Source organism: Olegusella massiliensis, from assembly GCF_900078545.1.
GTDB classification, from domain to species: domain Bacteria; phylum Actinomycetota; class Coriobacteriia; order Coriobacteriales; family Atopobiaceae; genus Olegusella; species Olegusella massiliensis.
Genome location: NZ_FLLS01000002.1, coordinates 674,947 through 695,939, shown reverse-complemented (window position 1 = coordinate 695,939; position 20,993 = coordinate 674,947). Strand labels below are relative to the sequence as shown.

Genomic DNA, 20,993 nt, shown 5'->3' with positions numbered 1-20,993 from the left:
GATAAGATACTGAGGAGCATTCTTTTATGGCTAAAAGCAAATATAGCCTCGAGCAGTTGCGCAACATTGGCATCATGGCGCACATCGACGCAGGTAAAACCACCACTACCGAGCGTATTCTGTATTACACGGGCAAAACCCACAAGATCGGTGAGGTCCACGAGGGTGCAGCAACCATGGACTGGATGGCGCAGGAGCAGGAGCGTGGTGTAACCATTACCTCCGCTGCAACTACATGCTTCTGGAAAGATCACGTCATTCAGATTATTGACACCCCAGGTCACGTTGACTTTACCGCCGAGGTAGAGCGTTCTTTGCGTGTTTTGGATGGCGCAGTTGCCGTCTTTGACGCTGTCGCAGGCGTTCAACCTCAGTCTGAGACCGTTTGGCGTCAAGCTTCCAACTATGGCGTTCCCCGTATTGCTTTCATCAATAAGTTCGACCGCGTGGGTGCTGACTTCTTCCATGCTATCGATACGATGAAGGAGCGCCTGGGTGCTAATGCCGTTGCAGCTCAGATCCCCATGGGTTCTGAGTCCAACTTCTGGGGCATCGTTGACCTCGTCACCATGGAGGCATGGGACTTCAAGGAAGATGCTAAGGGCATGATTTATCCTGAGGTTATGGATGCCATTCCTGAGGAGTTCGTTGAGCTGGCAAATGAGAAGCGCGAACTGCTGCTTGATGCTGCTTCTAACTACTCCGATGAACTTATGGAAGCAGTCCTTATGGAAGAGGATATCGACGTCGATATGCTCAAGGCAGCTCTCCGTAAAGGTATCCTGTCAAACGATCTAAACCTCGTCTTTGTTGGCTCTGCTTACAAGAATAAGGGCATTCAGGAGCTGCTTGACGCAGTCGTTGACTACCTGCCTAGCCCGCTTGATATCGCTGCAACTGAGGGTACTAACCCCAAAACTGGCGAGGTTGAGCAGCGCAAAGCTGATTTTAAGGAACCCTTTGCAGCTTTGGCATTTAAGATTATGACCGATCCCTATGTGGGTAAGTTGACCTATTTCCGCGTCTATTCTGGCCGTGCTGATGCTGGTAGCTATGTCTACAACGTCAACAAGGGTGGTCGCGAGCGCTTGGGTCGCATTCTTGAGATGAACGCAAACGATCGTGTTGACCGCGAAGAGTGCTCCGCTGGCGACATTGTTGCATGCGTTGGCTTCAAAAACACCACGACAGGCGACACTCTTTGTGATGAGAAGCACCCCATCGTGCTTGAGTCCATCGAGTTTGCAAAGCCCGTTATCGACGTTGCCGTTGAGCCCAAGAGCAAAGCCGAGCAAGAGAAGATGGGCGTTGGCCTGCAAAAGCTAGCTGAGGAAGACCCGACCTTCCAGGTGCATACCGACCATGAGACTGGTCAGACCATCATTGCTGGTATGGGTGAGCTGCACCTTGAGATCATCGTTGACCGTCTTCGCCGCGAGTTCAAGGTTGACTGCAACGTGGGTAAGCCCCAGGTTGCCTACCGTGAGACCGCTGGTCACGAGGTCAAGCATGTCCAGGGTAAGTTTGTTCGTCAGTCTGGTGGACGTGGTCAGTACGGCGATGCCATCATCGACATGGAGCCCAATGAGGAGGGCAAGGGCTACGAGTTCATCGACGCAACTGTGGGTGGCTCTATCCCCAAGGAATACATTCCCTCTGTTGACAAGGGCATCCGTGAAGCTCTCGAGAGCGGCGTAATCGCTGGCTATCCCGTTCAGGATATCAAGGTTACCCTCGTTGATGGCTCCTACCATGAGGTTGACTCCTCTGAGGCAGCCTTTAAGATCGCCGGCTCTATGGCTATCAAGAAGGCCTTGCAGCAGTCTGACCCCATTTTGCTTGAGCCCGTTGAGCGTGTCGATGTCGAGACCCCCGAGCAGTACATGGGCGATGTCATGGGCAATCTCTCTTCTCGTCGCGGCAAGATTGAGGGCATGGAAGACCGCAGCAACGTCAAGGTCATTCGCGCCAAGGTGCCTCTAGGTGAGATGTTTGGCTATGCTACCGACCTGCGTTCTCAGACTCAGGGTCGTGCAAGCTATACCATGCAGTTCGATAGTTACGAGCCCGTCCCCAAGAGCACAAGGGATGAAATTATCGCCAAGAACGGCGGCAACGCTTCTTAAAGTCAACGACCGAGCATAACGCTCACCGATGGAGGTACCAAAAGTGTCAAGCCAGAAGATTAGGATCCGCCTTAAGGGCTACGATCACGAGGTCGTCGACCAGTCCGCCAAGCTTATTGTCGAGACCGCTCAAAAGACCGGCGCAAAGGTTGCAGGTCCTATCCCCCTGCCCACCGAACGCAATCTCTACACTGTCATTCGTTCGCCGCATAAGGACAAGGACAGCCGCGAGCAGTTTGAGATGCTTACCCACAAGCGTCTGATTGATATCGTTGATCCTGGCGCGTCTACCGTTGATTCGCTTATGCGCCTCGACCTTCCCGCAGGCGTCGATATCGAGATCAAGCTCTAAGTAGATAGCTGTAATTTTGCTCGTACACTAAAGCCCCGCTTCCAAAAAGAGGCGGGGCTTTTTCTTATGTTCTGCCTGGTGAGCTAACCATCAATGCATATGTGTGAGCAGCGTGAGAAAAAACCACCCGCTAGGCGGGTGGTCAGGATGCCTTAGGTACAAGCGAAAGAGCGTGTGTCTACACAGCTAATTCAGTGTCAGTGGCCTCACGATTATAAGTTAAGGCAAGAAGCAGTAGCAGCGCTATTCCCGCAACAATAGCGACATACCGTACCACCACAGGAACACTGGGCAATGCGATGTATGCAGCAGGTATTACGCAAATTAAGGCGTAGATGTACGGTAGTACCACGGCGGCTATTATGCGATGCAAACCATTTTCGTCTTTGAGCACTTCCCATACTACAAAGGAAAAGTAGACACAAATTAAACGCTGTAATAGCTCACTAATCTGTAGGAGTGATACAGGTCCGTTCCACGAGATAAGCGTAAGCGTCCTATAGATGAGTGAAGTGCCACCAAACTCGTTTGTGGCAAGCGCATAGCAATGAATTGCTAAAGCAATTGCAAATGGAGCAAAAAGTTTAACCCGAGGTATAAATTGAACAGCCATTGGCGGGATACCTCCTTCGGAAAAGGTGTATTCACTCGTAGTATTAAGTATACAAAGAAAACGACTGATTGGAGCACTATTAAGACGGCTCTAAGTAAAGGTGGAGAAGTGGTATGGCTTGCATGGCAGATTATAGTGCTGCACTATATCGTGCTTTTGCATAGCGCTTGTGAGGGGGAGCCATGTACGATGTCGCCATCATTGGCTGCGGTGTTATTGGTGCCGCATGCGCATATGAATTGTCGCGCTACGACCAAAGCGTTGTAATTTTGGAAGCAAAAAACGACGTCGCAGCAGGTACGACAAAAGCCAATAGCGCTATTCTTCATGCAGGCTATGATCCTGCCCCTGACACCTGGATGGGTAAGCTAAATGTGCGCGGTGTCAGACTTGCGCGTGATATCTGCAAGCGACTTGATGTTGGTTATGAGCAATGCGGCAGTCTTGTTGTTGCATTTAATGAAGCAGATCTCTCCACCCTTGAGACGCTCTACCAGCGCGGTTGTGCCAATAGTGTGCCAGATATTGAACTCGTGGATGCCGCACGTGCACATGAGCTAGAACCTGAGCTGTCTGATGCCGTTGTCGGGGCTCTTTGGGCACCTTCTGCTGCTATTGTCAATCCGTGGGAGTTTGCGCTTGCGATGGCAGAAGTTGCCGTGCGCAATGGTGTTGAACTGCGCCTTCGCGCTCAGGTGACCGCCGTTACACGTACATCGGCGGGGACGTTTGAGCTGAGTGTGCCCTAAGGTGTTATCAGCGCGCGCAGCGTGATTAACGCCGCTGGTGTTGCAGCTGGTCAGGTCCACGACCTTATTGCTGCTCCTCGCTTTCACATTACGCCAACGCGTGGCCAGTACTACTTGCTTGATCATAGCTCAGCAGGCATCGTGCGCCATGTTGTGTTCCAATGTCCTAATGAGCGCGGCAAAGGTGTGCTGGTAGCACCTACCGTACACGGCAATGTAATTGTTGGCCCCGATGCTGAGGTTCTGCCTGATGACCAAGCAGACAACACCGCTTGTACGGCATCAGGTCAGGACTTTGTTGCGCAGCAGGCCTTGCTTTCCATTCCAAAGGTCAATCTTCGAGATAATATTCGCAACTTTGCAGGCATTCGTGCCAATGTTGATTCTGGCGACTTCATCATTGGGGAAGCTCCTGATGTTCCTGGTTGGTTTGACCTTGCAGGCATGAAAAGTCCTGGTCTCAGCTGTGCGCCTGCGGTGGCCGAAGTTGCAAGTGACTGGCTTGTTCATCGCGATATTCGCGGAGCAAGAAAGCAAGACTATCAGGATGGCCGTGCTCACATTCGTTTTGCTCAACAGAGCTCTGACGAGCGCGCGCGACTCGTTGCTCAAGACTCTGCGTATGGTCGTATTATTTGCCGCTGTGAAACGGTAACCGAGGCAGAAATTATTCATGCGCTTCACGAAGAAATCCCAGCCACCACGATTGACGGTGTCAAACGGCGTGCTGGTACGGGCATGGGTCGTTGTCAGGGAGGCTTCTGTGGGCCACGCATCCTGGAACTCATCTGCCGCGAGCTGGGCATGAGTCCCTTGGAGGTCCTACAGGATGAGGACGGCTCGTATGTTTTGGACTCCTTGGCAAAGGGAGGGGAGTGAGAGCTATGCAGACACCATCAAGTACACAGCACCACACTCCCTATGAACTCATCGTTGTGGGCGGCGGGCCTGCTGGTCTTGCGGCTGCACATGCTGCCTGGCAAGCAGGACTGCGCCGCGTGCTTATTGTCGAGCGCGATCGCGAGTTGGGCGGTATTCTCAATCAATGTATTCATAACGGCTTTGGGCTCCATCGTTTTGGTGACCAGCTGACTGGTCCTGAATATGCTGAGCGGTACGAAGATATGGTGGCCACAACAGGTGTTGAAGTTGCGCTTGACACCATGGTTCTTTCAGTTGAGCCAGCTCCTACGCTTTCAGTTGAGCCTGCGCCTACGACCGCTACGGACACAAAAGAAAAGCCTCTCCATCACGTTCATCTGATCTCTCAGGCTGAGGGCTACCGCGTCCTTACTACTCAGACAATTGTCCTGGCGATGGGTTGTCGTGAGCGTACTCGTGGCGCCATCGCTATCCCTGGTACGCGTCCTGCAGGTGTATATACCGCAGGAGCTGCCCAGCGGTATATCAATATGGAAGGCTATTTGGTTGGTAAGCGCGCCATCATTTTGGGGTCAGGAGATATTGGTCTTATTATGGCGCGCCGCATGACGCTCGAAGGCGCAGAGGTCGCAGCGGTCGTCGAGCTGATGCCTTATTCAGGTGGTCTGTCCCGCAATATTGTGCAGTGCTTGGACGATTTTGGTATTCCACTGCTGCTTGCACATACCATCGTGGATATTCGTGGCCACAACCGTGTTGAACAAGTGGTGGTCGCGAAGGTTGGTCCCGACAACAAACCCATAGCAGGTACCGAGCAGACCTTCGATGTAGATACAGTTTTGCTGTCCGTCGGTCTGCTTCCTGAAAATGAGCTTACGCGCCAGGCGAATATTCCACTTGATTCCCGCACACGTGGCGCTGTCGTCTTTGAGGACATGCAAACCCAGATACCAGGTATTTTTGCCTGCGGAAACGTCGTACAGGTGCATGATCTTGTTGACTTTGTCAGTCAAGAATCAGAGCTTGCTGGTGCTGCAGCTGCAGCTTACGTACAGAGTCGGGCGGATAGTACCGAGAACCTGTCTGTGGTCGAGCTGACGCCAGGTGAAGGCATCGCATATGTTTTGCCGCAGCGTATCCGTATGAGGGAAGGACAGACGACAAGCGTATCTTTTCGCGTACGCAAACCGATGGGTCGCAGTCAAATATGTCTGTCTGCAGGCGATAGTGAAATTAAAACCTTCCGTCGTCAGCGTATGGCTCCTGGTGAGATGGAACACGTTAAACTTCGCGCTGCTGATCTCGCTGCGTATGCGGGCGCTACGCTGCGACTTTCAGCCCAAGAAATGGGGGAGTAGTTATGACAGAAGTCATTTGTACCTGTTGTCCCCAGGGTTGTCATCTTCAGGTAGACGAGCAAAATGGCTATGCCGTTACGGGCAATGGTTGCAAGCGTGGAGCAGTTTATGGTCCTCAGGAGTTGCAGCATCCCGTACGCATTGTGACTACAACCGTAGCGATTGCCGGCGCTGCTCATCCTACCTTGCCCGTCAAAACTGCTGCTGAAGTTCCCAAAGAGCGCATGGCAGATATTGTTGCTGCTCTGCGCAATCTACGCGTGACTTCACCGGTTCGCATGGGCGAGGTTGTGCTTGCTAATGTTTGTGACACGGGGGTTGACGTTGTTGCTACGCGGTCGTTGTAGGAGCTTGCATTATCTGCTTGGTGTTTGTCTGCAAGTTGCAGGCACGTGCCATTAACCTTAGCAAAAGGGGAGTTTGCCATGTCCGCATCACGTTATGTTATTGCTCTTGATCAAGGAACAACCTCCAGTAGGAGTATTGTTTTTGACCAAAACCACCAGGTGGTTGGTGTGGCACAGCGTGAGTTCACGCAATTTTTTCCTGAAGAGGGTTGGGTTGAGCACGACCCTCGTGAAATCTGGGCAAGTCAGATTGGCACGATGAACGAAGCCGTTGCAGTGTCGGGCATCGATCCCTCTTGTATTGCTGCAGTTGGTATTACCAATCAGCGTGAGACAACCGTTATTTGGGATCGCGCGACTGGAGAACCCATCTATGACGCGATTGTCTGGCAGTGTCGTCGCACGGCGGGGATTGTTGATGAATTAGTGCGCCAGCCAGGCCTGAAAGAGCATATTCGTGCCACAACGGGTCTGCTTCCTGACGCCTATTTTTCTGCAACTAAAATCCGTTGGATTTTAGATCATGTTGCTGGTGCTCAGGCGCGCGCCGAACGCGGTGAGCTTGCCTTTGGCACTATTGATTCTTGGCTGGTGTGGAAACTTACGGGCGGCGCGGTACACGTAAGCGATGTGAGCAATGCAAGCCGTACGATGCTTTATGACATCCATCGCCTTGACTGGGACGATACAATTTTGCGCGCTCTTGATATTCCACGCGCGCTACTGCCCGAGGTGCGTTCCAACAGTGAAATTTACGGTTACACCGATTTTATGGGGCAGCGTATTCCCGTTGCAGGCATGGCTGGCGACCAGCAGGCGGCGCTCTTTGGTCAAGCTTGCTTTGATGTAGGTGATGCAAAGTGTACCTATGGTACCGGCTGTTTTTTGTTGATGAATACGGGCGACAAGGTCGTAACCAGCGAAAATGGGCTGCTTTCTACTATTGCCTGCCAGATTGATGGCAAGACAAGCTATGCGCTTGAAGGATCGGTATTTGTGGGCGGGTCGTTGATTCAATGGCTGCGCGATGGCCTTGGCCTTATTCGCAACAGCTCCGATACAAGCAAACGTGCTGCAAACGTGCCTGATACGGGCGGCGTATATTTGGTGCCAGCCTTTACTGGTCTTGGGGCGCCATGGTGGGATATGTATGCGCGCGGCACAATAGTCGGCATTACGCGTGGTACAACCGCCGACCATATCATTCGTGCAGCTGATGAGGCGATTGCGTATCAGGTTGCTGACTTAGTGCATGCGATGGAGGCTGATACAGGCTCGCCGCTGACCGCGCTCCGTGTTGATGGAGGGGCTACTCGTGATGCATTTCTCATGCAATTCCAGTCTGATATTTTGGGCAAGCAGGCCCTGCGCCCACGCATCCTTGAGACAACGGCACTGGGCGCTGCTTGTTTGGCGGGGCTTGCCACAGGCGTGTGGGATGGTCTTGAGGACATCAAGCAACGATGGAGCTTGGGCCATCGTTTTGATCCGGCGATGGACGCAGCACACGCGCAACGGCTAGTCGATGGCTGGCATCGTGCAGTTGAGCGCAGCCGCGGATGGATTCAGCCTGCATAGAGGCCTTGAGTTATCCACTCGGCCTCGCTGCTTTGTATGCTTGCCACATCAAAGCGCTGTGGCAAGCATACAAAGCTATTCGGTTACCACTGCTGTGCCCGAGACGGTTACCATGAGCATACTGCCACCCTCGCCGAGAGCTTCATAGTCATAGCGCACGCCAACAACAGCATTGGCGCCTATTGCAAGGGCGCGCTCATTCAGTTCGGCAAGAGCGGTTTCACGTGCTTCAATGAGTTCTTCTTCATAACCCGTAACGCGGCCACCAATAAGATTGCGGATGCCTGCAGTAAAATCGCGTGCAAAATTGATGCCTGCAACGACCTCCCCAAAAACAAGGCCTTTGTACTCCTTGATAGGATGCCCTTCAATGCTGGGCGTTGTGGTGATAATCATGGCAACTCCCTTCTGACGCTTAGCTTACTAAATTGTATTTTATGGAATTAGTTTTCGCAGTTCTTACGCTTAGCTTAATAAATTGTATTTATGGACTGAGCTTTCGCAGCGAAGATGAGCATTCAGATAAAACATAGTGAAGACGCAAAGAGGGAACGCAGATTCTATTTTGAAAGCGGGATCAAATGGTTCGAGTTTCGAAGTCGGCAAGCATAAAAACCGCAGGTCAGATTTTCCCCTAGTTCGACAAACGAACCATCTTTGTGACATGATGGGGCATCCTCATAATCATGATTGCCCCTCCTTGTAGTTAGCGATTGTTACCGCCGCGAGCGCAATAGCGCTTCAAGTCTCCGTAGCCTTCCTCATCCATACGCTCATAGGGAATAAAGCGTAAAGCAGCACTATCAATGCAATAACGTATTCCGCCATGTCCTGTAGGACCGTCAGTAAATTTGTGTCCTAGATGGCTTGCGCCTACGCGGCTGCGCACTTCTGTACGAGCGATGCCATAGCTCAGGTCAACGTTTTCTTCAATAACAGCAGGATCGATGGGTTGCCAAAAAGCTGGCCAACCACAGCCAGAGTTATATTTTGCAGTACTCGAAAAAAGCGGTTCACCCGTCACAACGTCGACGTAGATACCCGCTTCAAAGTTGTCATCGTAATCACCGCTAAAGGGAGCTTCAGTACCCTCTTGCTGTGTTATGTAGTACTGCTCAGGAGTAAGTGTGCTACGAATTTCTGCATCGCTTGGCTTGTGGTAGGCAGAGGCGTCAATCGATGTCTGTGTAGCCTGTTGCGGAAGCGATGCGAGACTCGAGAAGTCTATATGGCAGTAGCCACCAGGATTTTTTTGCAGATAGTCCTGGTGATACTGTTCTGCTTCATAAAAGTTGGCTAAAGGCTTGACCTCGGTAACAATGCCTTGAGGATAGGCATGTGAAATTTCATCCACTGCGCGTGTAATGGTGCTGACATCGGTGTCATCGACATAATAGATGCCACTACGATATTGTTCACCGCGGTCACTGCCTTGTTGATTGATGCTTGTCGGGTCAATAATGGTAAAAAATTGCTGAACGAGCGTCTCAAGGCTTACAACGCCAGGATCAAAGCGTACACGTACGGTTTCTGCAGCATGAGTTACTCCAGAGCACACTTGTTCATAGCTAGGATGTTCGATGCTGCTGTTAGCATACCCACTCACACAATCTATAACGCCATAGATTCTTGAGAAGTACTCTTCAACGCCCCAAAAGCAGCCCCCCGCAAAATAGATGGTAGCGAGATCTTTTTCCTCTATGCTCATAGGTATATCCGTTTCTATGTATGAAGTTATTTCAAGCAACTACAGGTACTTCATGATTATATCTGTAGTCAAAGTCATGCCGTTATACCTAGTGCAGTTAGCTGTAGTAAATATGCAGTAGAACTTAGTGTTTTGGATGCTTCAATGAATTTTTATGTCGCTTACGCTCGCAGGCAGGCTCTTTTGTAATGAGAACAGTTCTGTGGAGCAACTGAAAATAATTCCAAAAAGATTGTGGAGACGCCCGGCACAGTGTACACTAACAAGGCTGTGAATCTAGGGGATTGCTGTCTCAAATGTGACTCGTTTGGTGTGCTGACCGAATAAGTGCAGCTGAAGGCAGATTATCTAGTGAAGCAGTTCCACACAGGATGTGGTCCGCTGGGGAGGATACGGCAGCGCAGGAAGGGCCTGCGATGTGGCGGTCCCAGGAGTTCATCTCCGAGGTCCCATGACCACCGAGGGTAAGGAAAGAGCATGGTCAACACCATTATTGGCCGCAAGCTCGGTATGACACAGGTTTGGGATGACAACGACAACGTTGTTCCCGTTACCGTCGTCCAGGCCGGGCCCTGCGTGGTGTCGCAGGTTAAAACGAAGGCAAATGACGGCTATGACGCCGTTCAGATTGGCTTCGGCGACATCAGCGCAAAGCACGTCAACAAGCCGCTTGCTGGTCACTTCACCGCAGCTGGCGTCGAGCCTATGCGCTACCTGCGCGAGGTTCGCGTTGAGAAGGGTGAAGAGCACACCACAGGTGACAAAGTCACCGTTGCAGACTTTACCGAGGTCAAGGCTGTCGATGTCATCGGCACTTCCAAGGGCAAGGGCTTCCAGGGCACCATTAAGCGCTGGAACTTTTCACGTGGCCCCATGACTCACGGTTCGCGCAACCAGCGTCGTCCGGGTTCCATTGGTCAGTGCGCATACCCCGCTCGTGTTCGCAAGGGTCTGCACATGGCTGGTCACATGGGTGACGAGCGCGTTACGGTCAAGAACCTTAAGCTTGTCCGCATTGATGCCGAGCAGAACTTGATGCTCATCAAGGGTGCTGTTCCCGGCGGCAAGAACGCCATCGTCCAGGTCCGCATGGCCTAAGGAGTACCACATGTCCAATATTCAGATGATCAACGTCGAAGGTGCAGCGGCTGGCGAGGCCGAGCTCTCTTCTGACGTCTTCGGCATTGAGCCGAACATCCCGGTGGTGCACCGCGCGGTCGTCGCCTACGAGGCATGCCTGCGTCAGGGCACTCATTCCACTAAGAATCGCCACGAGGTTTCTGGCGGCGGCGTCAAGCCTTTCCGTCAGAAGGGTACAGGCCGCGCACGTCAGGGTAGCATTCGTGCTGGTCAGTTCCGTCATGGTGGCATTATCTTTGGGCCTACGCCCCACCTCCACGAGCTGCGCGTTAACTCCAAGGAGGTTAAGCTTGCTATGCGTTCTGTGCTTTCTGGCAAGCTGGCTGACGGTGAGCTCATCGTGGTCGACAAGCTCGCTCTTGAGCCCAAGACCAAAAATGCTGCTGCTATGCTCAAGGCTTTAAACCTCGAGGGCAAGCGCGTCACCATCGTTGTTGATGACGACGATGTCGATACTTACCTCGCGTTCCGCAACCTCCCTGGCGTCTCCATTGTTGCCAACTCTGAGGCAAATGTGCGCAACCTCATTGATAACGTAGCCCTCGTCATGAGCGAGGACTCCGCTAAGTACTTTGGGGAGGTGCTTGCATAATGAAGTCCGCCTATGATGTCATCATTCGTCCGGTCGTAACCGAGCGTTCGTTCGACAAGATGGAGCAGGGCAAGTACACCTTCGAGGTGGCTCGTACCGCTCCCAAGGAGGAGATCGCGGAGGCAGTTGAGCAGCTCTTCGGTGTTCATGTCACCAAGGTCAACACTGCTTGGGTCAAGTCCAAGAACAAGCGTGTTCGCTACCAGGTTGGTTCTACCCGTACCTGGAAGAAGGCCATCGTCACCCTCGCTGCCGGCGAGCAGATTGAGGTCTTCGCAAATCAGCAGGCTGCTGCTGAGGAGTAGTACCCATACCCACACGCAGCGCACTTTTGCGTGTGGGTTATTGTGCCGCCAGAGATAGATACGCGCGGCACCGTGGTAAGGCTGTAGACACAAGTTTGCAGTAAGAATGTCCGGTGTCATTCACCGGAGCCGCTCTCAGGCTCCATCCCGAGGTGGATGGCCAACGGAGAAGAAGGGAATTGGGAATGGCTGTAAGGCACCTCAAGCCCACGAGCGCCGGTAGGCGTTGGCAGACGATTTCGGACTTTGCCGAGATCACCACCGACACCCCCGAAAAGTCGCTCTTGGAGCCCCTGCCCAAAAAGGCAGGCCGTAACAACAATGGCCGCATTACCACCCGTCATCAGGGTGGCGGCAACAAGCGCAAGTATCGTCGCATTGATTTTAAGCGCTGCAAGGACAACGTACCGGCTAAGGTCGCTACCATTGAGTACGACCCCAACCGCTCTGCTCGTATTGCACTGCTTCACTATGTCGATGGTGCCAAGACCTATATCCTCGCACCCGAGGGTCTCTCGGTAGGCGACAAGGTTGTCTCTGGTACCAAGGATATCGACATCAAGCCGGGCAACGCTATGCCGCTGTCCGAGATCCCCGTCGGCACCTTCGTGCACGCCGTGGAGTTCCAGCCTGGTAAGGGCGCAGCAATCGCTCGCTCTGCAGGTACTTCCGTCCAGCTCATGGGCAAGGACAACGGCTATGCCGTCCTGCGTATGCCCTCTTCTGAGCTGCGTCGTGTTCTGCTTACCTGCCGTGCCACCATCGGCACTGTTGGCAACGCAGAGCATAGCAACATCGTTGTCGGTAAGGCTGGCCGCTCTCGCTGGGTAGGCATCCGTCCGACAGTCCGTGGTACGGTCATGAACCCCGTTGACCACCCGCATGGCGGCGGCGAGGGCAAAAACCACACCTCTGGTCGTCCTTCCGTCTCGCCTTGGGGTAAGCCCTCCAAGGGCGCAAAGACGCGCGATCCGAAGAAGGCAAGTAACCGCCTCATCATTCGTCGTCGTCGTTCCAAGTAGCGCAGAGTAGGAGTTTTCAAAATGAGCAGAAGCCTCAAGAAGGGCCCGTTCGTAGAGACTCGCCTCCTCGCTCGCGTGGCGGCAATGAACGAGTCCGGCAAGAAAGACGTCATCAAGACTTGGTCGCGTTCCAGCACCATCTTCCCCGAGATGGTTGGTCACACGATCGCTGTTCACGATGGTCGCAAGCACGTGCCCGTCTACGTCACCGAGTCCATGGTTGGTCACAAGCTGGGCGAGTTTAGCCCGACCCGCACCTTCCGTGGTCACAAGGCCAAATAGAAGGGCAGGGGAGACACATGGCAAATACTGATACCAATGTGGTCGAGATTTCCGCGACCGCAAAGTACGTCCGCATGGCACCCCGCAAGGTCCGCATGGTTGTCGATCAGATTCGTGGCAAGCAGGTTGATCGCGCGCTCGAGCAGCTCGCCTTCACCTCTCGTGCTGCCGCCGAACCTGTCGCAAAGACTCTGCGCTCTGCGATTGCCAATGCTGAGAACAACAATGGCCTGCGTGCCAATAATCTCTACGTAAAGTATGCCTACGTTGACGAGGGTCCCACGCTTAAGCGTATTCGTCCCCGTGCAAAGGGCAGCGCTTCTCGTATCAACAAACGCACGAGCCATATCACTGTCACCGTCGCACCTCGGAAGGAGGCGTAGGAAATGGGTCAGAAGGTTCAGCCGACCGGCTTCCGCCTCGGCATTACCGAGCAGTGGCACTCCCGCTGGTACGCCGACAAGGACTACGCCAGCAAGCTTGGCAACGACCTCGCTATCCGCAAGTTCCTCGAGAAGAAACTTGCACGTGCAGCTCTCTCCCGCGTCGAGATTGAGCGTGCTGGCGAAAAGGTAAAGGTCACCATCTTTACTGGCCGTCCTGGCATCGTTATTGGCAAGAAGGGCGCTGAGATTGACACTCTGCGTACCCAGCTTGAGGGAATTGCCAAGGTTGGCAAGGGTAACGTTAACGTTGATGTTATCGAGGTTCGTCGCCCCGAGCTTGACGCTCAGCTTGTCGCTCAGTCCATTGCCGACCAGCTTGAGGGCCGTATCGCCTTCCGTCGTGCAATGCGCAAGGCTGTTCAGTCCGCTCGCAAATCTGGTGCACAGGGTATTCGTATTCAGTGCTCTGGCCGTCTAAACGGCGCCGAGATGGGTCGTCGCGAGTGGTACCGCGAGGGTCGCGTGCCTCTGCACACCCTTCGTGCAACCATTGGTTTTGGTCAGGCAACCGCCCGCACCACCATGGGTGCCTGCGGCATTAAGGTCTGGATTTACAAGGGTGAGCGTCTGGCTGGTCAGCCCATCCCGACCCCTGAGCTCGAGGGCTCTAGCCGTCCTCGCCGCGGTCGTAATGAGAGGAGGGGTCGCTAATGCTGGCACCTAAGCGCATTCGTCACCGCAAGGTTCAGCGTGGTTCTATGAAGGGCCAGGCAAAAGGCAATACCAAGATTTACTTTGGCGATTTTGGTCTCCAGGCTCTTGAGCGCGATTGGATTACCAACCGCCAGATTGAGGCCGCTCGTGTCGCTATGACCCGTTACATGAAGCGTGGCGGTAAGGTCTGGATTACCATCTTCCCCGATAAGCCCATTACCAAGAAGCCCGCTGAGACTCGTATGGGTAAGGGTAAAGGTAACCCCGAGGACTGGGTAGCTGTTGTTAAACCCGGCCGTGTCATGTTCGAGATTGGTGGCGTGAGCGAGGAGATTGCTCGCGAGGCTCTGCGTCTTGCACAGCACAAGCTGCCGATCAAGACCAAGATCGTGTCCCGCGCCGACTTTGGCGAGGAGGAGTAGCCATTATGAAGTACAAGGATATTCAGGCGCTCTCTGACGCTGAGCTGGCTCAGAAGCTGGACGAGGGTCGCACGGAGCTTTTCAATCTCCGTTTCCAGATGGCTACCAGCCAGCTGGACAATACGGCTCGCGTAACGCTTGTCAAGCGCGATATTGCTCGCGTTCAAACCGAGATGCGTGCACGTCAGATTGCAGCGGACACCGCTGCCAAGAACTAGACCGGAGAAAGATATGGCAGATACCGAAATCAGGAACGCGCGAAAGCTTCGCACCGGTGAGGTTGTCTCGATCTCTGGTGACAAGACCATCGCAGTTCAGATTACCTACCGTAAGCATCATCCCAAGTACGGCAAGATGATGACCATCAGCAAGAAGCTCCATTGCCATGATGAGAAGAACGAGTGTGGCATTGGCGACACCGTCCGCGTCATGGAGACCCGTCCGCTGTCCAGGACCAAGCGCTGGCGCGTAGTGGAGATCGTGGAGCGCGCCAAGTAACGTAAGGTCACGTGTCAACTCTGCAGGCACTGCTTGCAGAGAGGCAAGTACGGAGGAATGCAATGATTCAGATGGAGTCCATGCTTACCGTCGCTGACAACAGTGGCGCTAGGCGTGTTAAGTGCATCAAGGTCCTGGGCGGCTCCAAGCGCCGCTATGCAGGCATTGGTGACGTCATCATGTGCGCCGTCCAGGAGGCGACGCCCAATGGTGCAATCAAGAAGGGCGACGTTGTACGCTGCGTAGTCGTGCGTACGGTCAAAGAGACCCGTCGTAAAGATGGCAGCTACATCCGTTTCGACCAGAACGCTTGCGTTGTTGTCGATAAGGAAGGCGAGCCCAAGGGCACGCGTATCTTTGGGCCTGTTGCTCGTGAGCTGCGCGAGAAGCACTACATGAAGATCGTCTCGCTCGCACCCGAGACGCTGTAAGGAGGCGGACAAGACATGCCTAAGATGAACATCCGCAAGGGTGATATGGTTGAGGTCCTGTCCGGCAAGGACAAGGGTACTCGCGGCGAAGTCCTGCGCGCCATGCCTGCAGAGGGCAAGGTTGTCGTTGAGGGCGTTGCTGTTGTGAAGCGTCACACTAAGCCCAACCAGCTCAATCAGCAAGGCGGCATCATCGAGAAGCCCATGCCTATCGATGTAAGCAACGTTGCTTTGATTGACCCTAGTACTGACAAGCCAACTCGCGTGGGCTATCGCTTTACCGAGGATGGCAAGAAGGTTCGTTACGCCAAGAAATCCGGAGCTGAGCTCTAAGGTTTTCTTGCGTTGACACTGCGCGCTGTTGTGCGTACAGTGCGAGAGTTTCGTATGTTTTAGCCCGGCCCTTTAGAGGGTCGGGCTTTTTTGCAACGTGAAGGTTGCTGCCGTTTGGTAAATGAGCGGGTGTGAGTGAGACTCGCGTACCCATAAAAGAAGTACCGCCCCTGACAACATCTGGCATCTCACAAATGTTAATTCACTGCAACTGAGAGCATTTCACGCTATAATTGCAGGACTAGCACGTTTATTGGTGAAATTTGCTTGTAAATAAGCGTGTTGGGTGGCAAAATGCTCCTGACTGTACACCTTGAGCTTACAGGAAGAGCTTAGGCAAAAGGTATCGAGATATTGGTACAAAGAGAGGCGCAAAACATGTCTAGAAACGTACACACCAGCCAAACCTCTTTATTGTGTCGGGTGACGACGCTTTTTATGAGCTTGCTACTTTGCACGTCTTTGGTACCTGCGCCAGCATTAGCGCGCGTACCTGAGGGTGAGGAAGAAGTAGCTACCGTCTCCCAGCCTGCAGACAACGCGGCAACCGCAGAGTCTACTCAGGATGCTACGGCTACAGCCGAGGCAAAATCCAAGGACAGCGCAGCCGATCAAAATGAGGCCCCCTCAGACAAGCAAAGCGCTGACCCCACGATTGCTGAGCCTGCCAAGCCTGCCGACAAGGCTGGCGCCCACGCGCCCGCCCGCATTCCTGCCTCTCTGAGCGAGACATATGCAAATGGCGATAGCGGCAATGATGATACTGGTGATGGCACGAGTGATCACCCCTTTAAAACTATTGAGAAAGCCCAAGCAGCGCTCACCAGTGGGAAAGGCGTAGTACATATTGCTGGCAGCTTTACCCTTACCAAGACTATTAAAGTTGCCGATGGCGTCACCATTGATGTCATAGCTGACACCACAATGAATGCGAACAGCGGCATAACTGGCCTTCATCTCAACGGCGGCTCAAAACTCAGGACTTCTCATGGCGCCACCTTGACGATGAAGGAATTTGGCATTGCTATAAAGATTGACAAAAATGCAGTTATCACTGATGGCTCGTATGTATTTTCCTCGACAAACGATACCTGTGCAGTTGAGTTTCGGGGAAATATTCAAGGTAGCTCGCAAGGCTCTGTAAAAATGAGTTTAAGCAATTGCTGCTTCCGGAGCTCTAGCTCAAATAGCATTATTGAAAACACTACTATCGATCAGCGCTATGAGGGAAATCACTGGGAGCTATATGAGTGGTCAGGCTTCAAAGCCAAGAACTCAGTAATTAAAACGTATCGCATGCCCTTTTATTTCAAGGGTCCCATCGAGCTCGACAACTCCACCTTGTCCACAGATGGAACGGGTGTTAACTACCAAACGGGCATCTACATGGCTAATGCTTGGGAGTTGGGCGACTACCATATAACCAATGGTTCGGTGCTTGAAGTAAAAAATTACAGCACGCATTGGCGTAGTAAGGGCCTTACCCTAGGGTATGGAACAAAAATTATTTTTGATAACGGTGCCAAGTTTGTAGCTTCAAACAATAAAAATGGTGGTTTTAATATCAACGAGGGCACTGCCATATTTGATAATGCAACGCTTGAAAGCTCGCTTCATTCAGGTTCTCAATTTGGTGTGCAAAAGGGCCAATTTATTTTTAAGGGCAATTCCGTTGTGAATACGCCAGCTGAGACAGATGCCGATAATGGTCTTAACGATGCTGGCGCAGATGGCTATGTAGTGGTGGGTGGCTCTCACTTAGTTAAGTATGCGCCCAACTATTATGCGGGAAAAACGATTCCTACTAATGGTGCTAAAAATGGCAATGAAAGGCTCACGCTTTTTACGCTGTCAGACTCTAGCGTCAGTTCGCTTAATCCTCTCAATATAAACGGCGCGACATATACCTATCCGGTGGCTACGGCCTCTCGTGACGGACAGAAGCATGTTTGGGTACCTGCAGCTAAAATAACTTTTAAGCTTAATAATGCAGATGCAACGTTTGCTGATAACACCGCTGCTGATAAGCAAATTTCTACCATCCGTGGATACGAGCCCGATGCAGTAGTGGGCAATACGCATCCTGGGACCCCAAGCGATAAGAACGGTGTCAAATTCCTTGGTTGGTTCTATAAGGATTCTGCTGGTACCGAGCACGCATTTAACTATAGTGACAAGGTTTCGACCGACCTTGAGGTCTATGCAAAGTGGGATGCAAAGGCGGTCATTTATCATAACGGTGATGGTGAGAGCTATATCCAAACGCTGGATAACTCTGCAACAAGCGCACAGGCACTCTCATATGATGAAGTAGTCAAGGCTAATAATAAGTTTGCACGCGATGGCAAGGACTTCATAAGCTGGTCAACTGCCGAAAATGGCGGCAAGGACGTTGCCGAGGGTAGTGAGCTGAGCTTCAAAGAAGGCGTGACACAGATTGATCTGTATGCAAAGTGGAATGCTCAGAAGTACACCGTATCTTTTTCTGCCAATGGCGGAACGTTCTCTGATGATTCGGTCTTTAAGAAGAATCCTGACGTTTTTGAAATAAAGCAGGATGCCAAGGGCGGAGATGTTGCCGTCGTAAAGCAGGGTGCTGAGTATGGTCAGACCTTGCATGACATTCTTGGATCATTTGATTACAACCAGCTAAAGCCTGACACCAAAGCTACGAAAGCCCATGAGGTACTTGCCGATAATAACAATTGGAATGAAAGTGCATCGGGCAAGGGCACCAATTATCGATTTGATGATTTTACGATTTTTGGTTTTGTGGTTTCTGGTCACAACCCCACGCTCACGAAAGATGTTACCTACTACCTTAGGTGGAAAACCGATCCTGAAATCAAGGAGATTAAGCAGGACTTGGCTCTCAATGGTGACCTGTGGTCTATCAGTGAGGAGACGAGTTCAAAGCTGCAATACATCCGTCCCGACAAAGAGACCTTCTCTATTACGGGGCAGATTGATGCGCAGCCCATTCAAGAGCAGATGAAGAATACAGAAGCGCTCTTTGCTGATGCAGCAAATGAGCCTGACAAGATTACGCTCGACCAGCTGAAATCCAGCTTCACGGCAACCTTTACCGTGCCCGATGGTGTAAAGGTCACCGACAACCCCAAGGTTGTAGCAACAGGTTTGGGCGACTGCTTTACTCTGGGCGATGTTACGCAGACCGGAAATACTATTACCGTGAAGTTTAATTTGAAGAGCGGTATTCGTACCTACAAAGAGCTGCAGGATGCAGTTGCCTCAGTAGGCAAAAATGATACACAGACGGGCACTCTCAAGCAGATGCGCCGTGCTGGTGATCCTCAGGTCACTCCTGCCAAAATTCAAATCATGATTGATGGCTTCACGCTGGATAGCAATAAAGTTACACAAGACGGCAAGCTCTTCCACATGGACGGCAAGCTCACAGGTAACTTCTCTTCTTATGCTACTCATAACAGTTCAACCAAGAAGTTTGTATTTAGTTGGAAAGCAAAGCAGAACGCAAAAGGCAATGACGAGGCCGGTCAGGGCACGACTGTCAACGATGCAAAGCCTGCAACTAACGACACTATTAGCTATACCGTTGCGGCAACACTTCCTGCCACATCCACGCTCCCTGGCGATATTCTCGTTAACAACAACACCACCAATACCTCCACCTATGGCGTACTTCCTGGTAAGAAAGTTGACGTGACGGGCGCGTTGAATGTCAAGACAATCAAAGATCAAATGGCGGGCATAGAACAGCTCTATCCCAATGTTGCCCACAACAAGATTGATGTAGATATTCACAAGTTTGGTTTCGTAGCGAAGTTTACGGTTCCTCATGAGATGAAGCTCCCTGCACTTACCAAAGATGATGTAAAACTTGAGAACTTCGGTGGCTTCAAGATTGTTGACGTAAAGGTCGAAGGCAACACCGTCGTTGCCAAGATGGACTTGGCCGATAACATCACAACGTATGACCAGCTGGAACATGCTGTTGACTCTGCGGGCGATGCAAATGGCTGGATGAAGATCAGTATTCCTCGCGTTGAGGTTAAATCTAACACGGGAGAGGGCAAACAACTGACCGTTACTGGTACGGTTGAAGGTAGCTTTGATGCCCTTGCTACATCGCAGAACTCCGGCAAGAATCGTCGATTCCTCTTTACCTGGAAAGCTGAGCAATGGGCAGAAGGCAAAGATAGTATTGCGACAGACGATAAGACGATTCAGGCGACGCTTGAGACTCCTACCACCATTACCCAGGATCTTTCTGGCGATATTCGTATTGGTGAAGAGACCGAGTATGAGGCGGTATATCCCACCAAGCCCAATGCCACGCTTGATTATGCTGGCTGGCTCAACAAGCAGAGCATTCAAGAGCAGATGAGCTCTATCGAGAAGCTTTATCCGCAGGTAACGGATTACACTAAACTTACCGTTGATGTGCCTAACTGCACCTTTACGGCTACGTTCACTATTCCAGATGGTTTGACTCTACCTAGCGTAGTTAAGGCCACTGCTAAGGACTTTGGTCCGTACTTCTCTATTACTCAAACCAAGGTGAGCCCTGACGGTAAGACCGTTACGGTTACGATGAAACTCGATACCACCAACATCAAGACATATGCTGACTTGCAGAAAGCGGTTCAGCAGGCAGGGGATGCTGACGGCTGGATGAAGGTCATTATTCCTGGCGTAAAGGTCAATGGTGACGTTAAGGATGGCACTCGTCTTACGGTAGTAGGCACTGTCGCAGGCGATATGCAGGCAACGGTTACTTCTGAAAGTGGCACTACCAAAGCCTTTAAATTCCATTGGGATGGCAAGCAGTGGGCAGACGGCAAGGACGCAACGGCGCCTGCCAATGACACGAGCATCCGCTTTACGGTGGAGGTAAAGGCAGATCCCACTCAGCCAGAAAAGCCCCATACGCCCAATACACCTGGCAAATCAAATACTGGCAAGAAGGTTACCAAGAAAGTGACGAAGAAGGTCATTCGCAAGCTTTCACCTCAGACTGGTGATTTGCTTTTGCCTGTGGGCGGCATTGCGGTAGCCGGCATAGTAGTGGTTGGTGCGGCACTTATTCTGCGCAAGCGTAACGGCAATAAGGATTAGACAACAAGCATATAAATGCGCCCCAAGCAGCTGGTAGGGAAGCAGTTCCCGCCAG

Annotated in this window: 22 protein-coding genes and 1 pseudogene; 20 read left to right on the top strand and 3 right to left on the bottom strand. The window is 52.1% G+C overall.

The genetic code is table 11. The features are described 5' to 3' along the window. Positions 1-26 precede the first annotated feature (26 nt). Together fusA and rpsJ are read left to right on the top strand one after the other, a co-directional pair. Complete coding sequence (gene fusA / locus BN4314_RS03345) at positions 27-2,126, top strand: elongation factor G (RefSeq protein ID WP_068539787.1); 2,100 nt, start codon at positions 27-29, stop codon at positions 2,124-2,126. Between the two features lie 43 nt (positions 2,127-2,169). Next, positions 2,170-2,478, top strand: coding sequence for a 30S ribosomal protein S10 (gene rpsJ, locus BN4314_RS03340; protein ID WP_021734654.1), 309 nt, complete (start codon positions 2,170-2,172; stop codon positions 2,476-2,478). 178 nt (positions 2,479-2,656) lie between these two features. On the opposite strand, the gene BN4314_RS03335 is transcribed toward rpsJ, so the two are convergent. Then, on the bottom strand, positions 2,657-3,091 hold the full coding sequence (locus BN4314_RS03335) for a hypothetical protein (RefSeq protein ID WP_068539785.1): 435 nt from the start codon (positions 3,089-3,091) through the stop codon (positions 2,657-2,659). A gap of 182 nt (positions 3,092-3,273) precedes the next feature. On the opposite strand from BN4314_RS03335, the pseudogene BN4314_RS08260 reads away from it, so the two are divergent. From BN4314_RS08260 to glpK, 5 genes and pseudogenes are all read left to right on the top strand, one after another. Further along, positions 3,274-4,329 (top strand): annotated as a pseudogene (locus tag BN4314_RS08260) (NAD(P)/FAD-dependent oxidoreductase); the annotation flags it as partial. Continuing rightward, the gene (locus BN4314_RS08255) at positions 4,318-4,719 is read left to right on the top strand and encodes a (2Fe-2S)-binding protein (RefSeq protein ID WP_267899996.1); all 402 of its coding nucleotides are present in this window, start codon (positions 4,318-4,320) and stop codon (positions 4,717-4,719) included. The pseudogene BN4314_RS08260 and the gene BN4314_RS08255, both read left to right, overlap by 12 nt. Positions 4,720-4,724: 5 nt before the next feature. Next, entirely contained in the window at positions 4,725-6,080 is a 1,356-nt protein-coding gene (locus tag BN4314_RS03325) for an NAD(P)/FAD-dependent oxidoreductase (protein ID WP_068539783.1), read from the top strand. Between the two features lie 2 nt (positions 6,081-6,082). Continuing rightward, on the top strand, positions 6,083-6,427 hold the full coding sequence (locus BN4314_RS03320) for a DUF1667 domain-containing protein (RefSeq protein WP_068539780.1): 345 nt from the start codon (positions 6,083-6,085) through the stop codon (positions 6,425-6,427). 78 nt (positions 6,428-6,505) lie between these two features. After that, positions 6,506-8,005 carry a glycerol kinase GlpK gene (glpK, locus tag BN4314_RS03315; RefSeq protein ID WP_068539778.1) on the top strand — a complete coding sequence of 500 codons (1,500 nt, stop codon included), beginning with the start codon at positions 6,506-6,508 and terminating at the stop codon, positions 8,003-8,005. 75 nt (positions 8,006-8,080) lie between these two features. On the opposite strand, the gene BN4314_RS03310 is transcribed toward glpK, so the two are convergent. Further along, on the bottom strand, positions 8,081-8,401 hold the full coding sequence (locus tag BN4314_RS03310) for a YbjQ family protein (RefSeq protein WP_068539776.1): 321 nt from the start codon (positions 8,399-8,401) through the stop codon (positions 8,081-8,083). 310 nt (positions 8,402-8,711) lie between these two features. Further along, entirely contained in the window at positions 8,712-9,713 is a 1,002-nt protein-coding gene (msrA, locus tag BN4314_RS08465; RefSeq protein ID WP_068539774.1) for a peptide-methionine (S)-S-oxide reductase MsrA, read from the bottom strand. Between the two features lie 477 nt (positions 9,714-10,190). On the opposite strand from msrA, the gene rplC reads away from it, so the two are divergent. The 13 genes from rplC to BN4314_RS03240 all read left to right on the top strand — a co-directional run bounded on the left by rplC (position 10,191) and on the right by BN4314_RS03240 (position 20,938). Then, positions 10,191-10,811, top strand: a complete 621-nt coding sequence (rplC, locus tag BN4314_RS03300) for a 50S ribosomal protein L3 (protein ID WP_021734656.1) — start codon at positions 10,191-10,193, stop codon at positions 10,809-10,811. Positions 10,812-10,821: 10 nt separating this feature from the next. After that, the gene (gene rplD / locus BN4314_RS03295) at positions 10,822-11,445 is read left to right on the top strand and encodes a 50S ribosomal protein L4 (protein ID WP_021734729.1); all 624 of its coding nucleotides are present in this window, start codon (positions 10,822-10,824) and stop codon (positions 11,443-11,445) included. Further along, on the top strand, positions 11,445-11,750 hold the full coding sequence (gene rplW, locus BN4314_RS03290; protein WP_021626893.1) for a 50S ribosomal protein L23: 306 nt from the start codon (positions 11,445-11,447) through the stop codon (positions 11,748-11,750). Before rplD ends, rplW begins: the two co-directional genes overlap by 1 nt. A gap of 185 nt (positions 11,751-11,935) precedes the next feature. Beyond that, entirely contained in the window at positions 11,936-12,772 is an 837-nt protein-coding gene (rplB, locus tag BN4314_RS03285) for a 50S ribosomal protein L2 (protein ID WP_021734696.1), read from the top strand. A gap of 21 nt (positions 12,773-12,793) precedes the next feature. Beyond that, positions 12,794-13,054 carry a 30S ribosomal protein S19 gene (gene rpsS / locus BN4314_RS03280; protein ID WP_021626891.1) on the top strand — a complete coding sequence of 87 codons (261 nt, stop codon included), beginning with the start codon at positions 12,794-12,796 and terminating at the stop codon, positions 13,052-13,054. Positions 13,055-13,071: 17 nt separating this feature from the next. After that, positions 13,072-13,437, top strand: a complete 366-nt coding sequence (gene rplV, locus BN4314_RS03275) for a 50S ribosomal protein L22 (protein ID WP_021626890.1) — start codon at positions 13,072-13,074, stop codon at positions 13,435-13,437. A 3-nt stretch (positions 13,438-13,440) separates the two neighbouring features. Then, positions 13,441-14,151, top strand: a complete 711-nt coding sequence (gene rpsC / locus BN4314_RS03270; protein WP_021626889.1) for a 30S ribosomal protein S3 — start codon at positions 13,441-13,443, stop codon at positions 14,149-14,151. Continuing rightward, complete coding sequence (gene rplP, locus BN4314_RS03265; protein WP_021734659.1) at positions 14,151-14,576, top strand: 50S ribosomal protein L16; 426 nt, start codon at positions 14,151-14,153, stop codon at positions 14,574-14,576. Before rpsC ends, rplP begins: the two co-directional genes overlap by 1 nt. 5 nt (positions 14,577-14,581) lie before the next feature. Next, complete coding sequence (gene rpmC / locus BN4314_RS03260) at positions 14,582-14,794, top strand: 50S ribosomal protein L29 (protein ID WP_021734744.1); 213 nt, start codon at positions 14,582-14,584, stop codon at positions 14,792-14,794. A gap of 13 nt (positions 14,795-14,807) precedes the next feature. After that, on the top strand, positions 14,808-15,074 hold the full coding sequence (gene rpsQ, locus BN4314_RS03255) for a 30S ribosomal protein S17 (protein WP_021626886.1): 267 nt from the start codon (positions 14,808-14,810) through the stop codon (positions 15,072-15,074). 62 nt (positions 15,075-15,136) lie between these two features. Further along, positions 15,137-15,505, top strand: a complete 369-nt coding sequence (rplN, locus tag BN4314_RS03250; protein ID WP_021734479.1) for a 50S ribosomal protein L14 — start codon at positions 15,137-15,139, stop codon at positions 15,503-15,505. 15 nt (positions 15,506-15,520) lie between these two features. Next, entirely contained in the window at positions 15,521-15,838 is a 318-nt protein-coding gene (gene rplX, locus BN4314_RS03245) for a 50S ribosomal protein L24 (protein ID WP_068539773.1), read from the top strand. Positions 15,839-16,216: 378 nt separating this feature from the next. After that, positions 16,217-20,938 carry an InlB B-repeat-containing protein gene (locus BN4314_RS03240; protein WP_068539771.1) on the top strand — a complete coding sequence of 1,574 codons (4,722 nt, stop codon included), beginning with the start codon at positions 16,217-16,219 and terminating at the stop codon, positions 20,936-20,938. Positions 20,939-20,993: the final 55 nt, after the last annotated feature.

What these genes read in the sequence shown, in the direction of transcription:
- rpsC (WP_021626889.1), top strand. Translation starts at nt 13,441, where the DNA reads ATGGGTCAGAAGGTTCAGCCGACCGGCTTCCGCCTCGGCATTACCGAG.
- rplW (WP_021626893.1), top strand. Translation starts at nt 11,445, where the DNA reads ATGAAGTCCGCCTATGATGTCATCATTCGTCCGGTCGTAACCGAGCGT.
- rplP (WP_021734659.1), top strand. Translation starts at nt 14,151, where the DNA reads ATGCTGGCACCTAAGCGCATTCGTCACCGCAAGGTTCAGCGTGGTTCT.
- rplX (WP_068539773.1), top strand. Translation starts at nt 15,521, where the DNA reads ATGCCTAAGATGAACATCCGCAAGGGTGATATGGTTGAGGTCCTGTCC.
- BN4314_RS03335 (WP_068539785.1), bottom strand. Translation starts at nt 3,091, where the DNA reads ATGGCTGTTCAATTTATACCTCGGGTTAAACTTTTTGCTCCATTTGCA.
- rpsQ (WP_021626886.1), top strand. Translation starts at nt 14,808, where the DNA reads ATGGCAGATACCGAAATCAGGAACGCGCGAAAGCTTCGCACCGGTGAG.
- rplV (WP_021626890.1), top strand. Translation starts at nt 13,072, where the DNA reads ATGGCAAATACTGATACCAATGTGGTCGAGATTTCCGCGACCGCAAAG.
- BN4314_RS03240 (WP_068539771.1), top strand. Translation starts at nt 16,217, where the DNA reads ATGTCTAGAAACGTACACACCAGCCAAACCTCTTTATTGTGTCGGGTG.
- rpsS (WP_021626891.1), top strand. Translation starts at nt 12,794, where the DNA reads ATGAGCAGAAGCCTCAAGAAGGGCCCGTTCGTAGAGACTCGCCTCCTC.
- BN4314_RS03320 (WP_068539780.1), top strand. Translation starts at nt 6,083, where the DNA reads ATGACAGAAGTCATTTGTACCTGTTGTCCCCAGGGTTGTCATCTTCAG.
- msrA (WP_068539774.1), bottom strand. Translation starts at nt 9,713, where the DNA reads ATGAGCATAGAGGAAAAAGATCTCGCTACCATCTATTTTGCGGGGGGC.
- rpmC (WP_021734744.1), top strand. Translation starts at nt 14,582, where the DNA reads ATGAAGTACAAGGATATTCAGGCGCTCTCTGACGCTGAGCTGGCTCAG.
- glpK (WP_068539778.1), top strand. Translation starts at nt 6,506, where the DNA reads ATGTCCGCATCACGTTATGTTATTGCTCTTGATCAAGGAACAACCTCC.
- rplB (WP_021734696.1), top strand. Translation starts at nt 11,936, where the DNA reads ATGGCTGTAAGGCACCTCAAGCCCACGAGCGCCGGTAGGCGTTGGCAG.
- fusA (WP_068539787.1), top strand. Translation starts at nt 27, where the DNA reads ATGGCTAAAAGCAAATATAGCCTCGAGCAGTTGCGCAACATTGGCATC.
- rplN (WP_021734479.1), top strand. Translation starts at nt 15,137, where the DNA reads ATGATTCAGATGGAGTCCATGCTTACCGTCGCTGACAACAGTGGCGCT.
- rplC (WP_021734656.1), top strand. Translation starts at nt 10,191, where the DNA reads ATGGTCAACACCATTATTGGCCGCAAGCTCGGTATGACACAGGTTTGG.
- rplD (WP_021734729.1), top strand. Translation starts at nt 10,822, where the DNA reads ATGTCCAATATTCAGATGATCAACGTCGAAGGTGCAGCGGCTGGCGAG.
- BN4314_RS03325 (WP_068539783.1), top strand. Translation starts at nt 4,725, where the DNA reads ATGCAGACACCATCAAGTACACAGCACCACACTCCCTATGAACTCATC.
- BN4314_RS03310 (WP_068539776.1), bottom strand. Translation starts at nt 8,401, where the DNA reads ATGATTATCACCACAACGCCCAGCATTGAAGGGCATCCTATCAAGGAG.